This is a genomic window from Streptomyces sp. NPDC005070, assembly GCF_053600395.1.
Genome location: NZ_JBSFZS010000486.1, coordinates 1 through 1,516, shown reverse-complemented (window position 1 = coordinate 1,516; position 1,516 = coordinate 1). Strand labels below are relative to the sequence as shown.

Here is a 1,516-nt window from a genome sequence, read left to right as displayed (position 1 = left end):
GAGCGGGGTGCCGTCCCGGCCCAGGGTGGCGAACTCGCAGGTCCGGTAGGCGTCCAGGACGTCGAGCGGGGCGGAGTCGACGCGCGATCTCGGCGCCGTAGGTCTTGGCGCGGCCGGGCACGGAGGCGATGTCGGGTTCGTCGTACTGGCCGATGTCGGCGGTGTAGGTGCACGGGATCGCGCCCTTGTCGCGCATCCACGCGACGGCGACCGACGTGTCGAGGCCACCCGAGAAGGCGATGCCGACGCGCTCGCCGATGGGCAGGGAGTTGAGGACCTTAGACATAGAAGAATTATGCAAGGCGTCGCATGGTCATGCAAAATCCGTGTTCAGGTTCGCCTGTCACCCTGGTCGGTGCAGGTCTGGCAAGGTGCGACCGCAGTATGGAGCGGCGGCGTGCCGGGGCATCCGCGAAGTGCGGCTCGACCCGCCGGTTTGGATTCAACGCTCTTCCGGGGGGGTGCCCCTATGTCTTTGGTCAAGGTGGTCGGGTGGCAGTGTGGCTGTCATGAGTGCTGGGGTGGCTGTTCGAGAGTCGGCGGGCGAGGGCATGCGTCCGTGCGACTTCTGTGGTCATCCGGTCGTGGTCGACTCGGTCGACGAGCGTGACTGCCCCGTGTGCGGCGAGGCTGCTGAGGATCAGGCTGCGGCTGGCCGAGGTTCGTAGAAGGTTCCGTCGCGGAGCATGGCGAAGAGAACGTCGGCCCGGCGTCGGGCGAGGCAGAGCAGGGCCTGCGTGTGGTGCTTGCCCTGGGCGATTTTCTTGTCGTAGTAGGCCCGGGATGCCGGGTCGCTGAGCGCAGCGAACGCGGAGAGGAAGAAGGCCCGTTTGAGCTGCTTGTTTCCCCTCCGGGAGGGCTGTTCGCCGCGGATCGATGAGCCCGAGCTCCGGGTCGCTGGCGCGAGGCCGGCATAGGCGGCGAGGTGGCCGGCGGTCGGGAAGGTGCGGCCGTCGCCGACCTCGATCAGGATGCGGGCGCCGGTCCTGACGCCGATGCCCGGCATGGACGTCAGGACCTTCGAAAGAGGGTGGGCATCCAGGAGTTCCTCGATTCGCCCGGCCAGCAGCTTGCGCTGGTCAAGGACTGCGGCCAGAGAACCGGCCAGGCTCGGGACGATCAGCGTGGCCGCCTCCGTGCCCGGAACGGTGACGGTCTGCTCGTCCAAGGCCGCGAAGATCTCCTCGACCAGCCGCTCGGCCATCCTCGGCGCCTGCGGCCGTAACAGCGTGACCAGGCGCCTCCGTCCGGCCTTGCGGATCTGAGCCGGCGACCCGAACCGCTCCAGCAGCCTCAGGACGGCCGGGTGCTGCAACCGCGGCCCCAGCACCCGCTCCAGCGACGGATGGATCTGCGTCAGCAGGCCGTGCAACCGATTGGCGACCCGGGTCGCTTCGCCGGCCAGGTCGTCGTCGAAGCCGACGATCATCTCCAGCTCGGCGATCGTCTCGTCCTCGCCGTCGATCGCCCCCACCCTGTGGGGCATAGCGCGGGCGGCGTCCGCCATTACGAACTC

Annotated in this window: 2 protein-coding genes; both read right to left on the bottom strand. The window is 68.7% G+C overall.

From position 1 onward, the window contains the following. The coding region (locus tag ACWEBX_RS40480) for an argininosuccinate synthase domain-containing protein (protein WP_451889688.1) at positions 1-286 on the bottom strand (286 nt) is incomplete at its 3' end. 354 nt (positions 287-640) lie between these two features. Beyond that, positions 641-1,516, bottom strand: an 876-nt coding sequence (locus ACWEBX_RS40475; protein WP_451889687.1) for an IS110 family transposase, incomplete at its 5' end; no start/stop codon positions are given.